The following is a 1502-nucleotide window of genomic DNA, read 5'->3' as shown; positions in this document are numbered from 1 at the left end:
CAGGCCGCGGCCACGCCGGGAGAATACGCGAGGGACAGATCACGCTGTTGGTCAGCAGCTTGGTAGGCGTGACGGCGATCTTGCCCGGGGTCGGAAACTCATGGTAGTCCAGTGCTGCCTGACGAAGTTGCTGACGCACTTCTTCTTTCTTACTGATCATCGAATCCATACTCTGTATTCTCTAGTTGACTTGCGAAGGGGGTCGATTCTAGCAGAGGTCAGCCCTCAATCATAGGCCACCGGCCTCATGCTGCCCCGCGCAAAGCCTTTTCGGGACTGGCTTTGCGGGGTTTTTCATGGGATTCCATGATGACCGCGAACATGCTCTTTCAGCGGTCAGATGACGTCCGTTTATCGTCCGATACGCGCAATTGCGCACAGCTTGATTTGCGCCGACACAGGCTGCCACCGGCTCCGCATCATCGATATTGGGGAAAACCCCTAGCGCGGCATCTCGCTGCGGCGCAACATCGCGCAGGAAGGGGACATGATGACAACCTGGAGCGGATATTGTGCGCCTGAAGCGATGACGGATTGGTTACAATCGCGCCATGCTTTCCGAATTCGAACTCATCGCGCGCTACTTCAGCCGCCCGCCCGCCCCCGACAGCCGCACGGCGCTCGGTGTGGGCGACGACTGCGCGCTGATGACGCCGGCCCCGGGGATGCAACTGGCCATCTCCAGCGACATGCTGGTAGAAGGCCGTCACTTCTTCCCCGATGCCGACCCGCACACGCTGGGCCACAAGTGCCTGGCGGTCAATCTCTCCGACCTGGCCGCCATGGGCGCGCAACCGATTGCCTTCACGCTGGCCCTGGCGCTGCCGCAAGCCCGCGCCGAATGGCTGGCGCCATTCTCGCAGGGCATGTTGGCGCTGGCCGACCAGCACGGCTGCGAACTGATCGGCGGCGATACCACCAAGGGACCACTGACCATCAGCATCACCGTCTTCGGTGAAGTGCCGCCGCAACAGGCGCTGCGCCGCGATGCTGCCCGTGCGGGTGACGACATCTGGGTCTCCGGCACGCTGGGCGATGCACGGCTGGCGCTGGCCGGCTACCGCCAGGAGTTCGAGGTCCATCCCGAGCAACTGCAACAGGCCGCGCCGCGGATGCACGCCCCCACCCCGCGCGTGGCGCTGGGGCTGGCCTTGCGCGGCATCGCCCATGCCGCCATCGACATTTCCGATGGCCTGGCCGGCGACCTGGGCCACATCCTGGCCCGTTCACGCGTGGGAGCCACGCTGGATGTGGATGCCCTGCCCAGTGGCGCGGCACTGCAACAGCGCGACCTGCACCTGCGGCGCCGCTTCACGCTCTCCGGTGGCGACGATTACGAACTCTGCTTCACCGCCCCGGCGCGCCAGCGCGAGGCAGTGCAGAAGGCGGCCCACGCCGCCGGCACGGCCGTCACCCGCATCGGCCGCATCGATGCCCAGGCCGGGCTGCGCCTGCTGGACGCGGCCGGCGAGCCCCTGCAGGAGACCCCGGATTCCTTCGAT

At 65.6% G+C, this 1502-nt stretch carries 1 protein-coding gene and 1 pseudogene; one reads left to right on the top strand and one right to left on the bottom strand.

All coding sequences use genetic code 11. The features are described 5' to 3' along the window. Positions 1-169: pseudogene (locus I5W_RS29215) on the bottom strand (hypothetical protein); the annotation flags it as partial. Between the two features lie 382 nt (positions 170-551). On the opposite strand from I5W_RS29215, the gene thiL reads away from it, so the two are divergent. Further along, positions 552-1502, top strand: a 951-nt coding sequence (thiL, locus tag I5W_RS00385; RefSeq protein WP_044527766.1) for a thiamine-phosphate kinase, incomplete at its 3' end; no start/stop codon positions are given.

The organism is Herbaspirillum sp. B65 (assembly GCF_000333555.1).
Taxonomy (GTDB): domain Bacteria; phylum Pseudomonadota; class Gammaproteobacteria; order Burkholderiales; family Burkholderiaceae_D; genus Herbaspirillum; species Herbaspirillum rubrisubalbicans.
The sequence above is the reverse complement of the archived record's forward strand: the minus strand, read 5'-3'. Positions and strand labels throughout refer to the sequence as shown.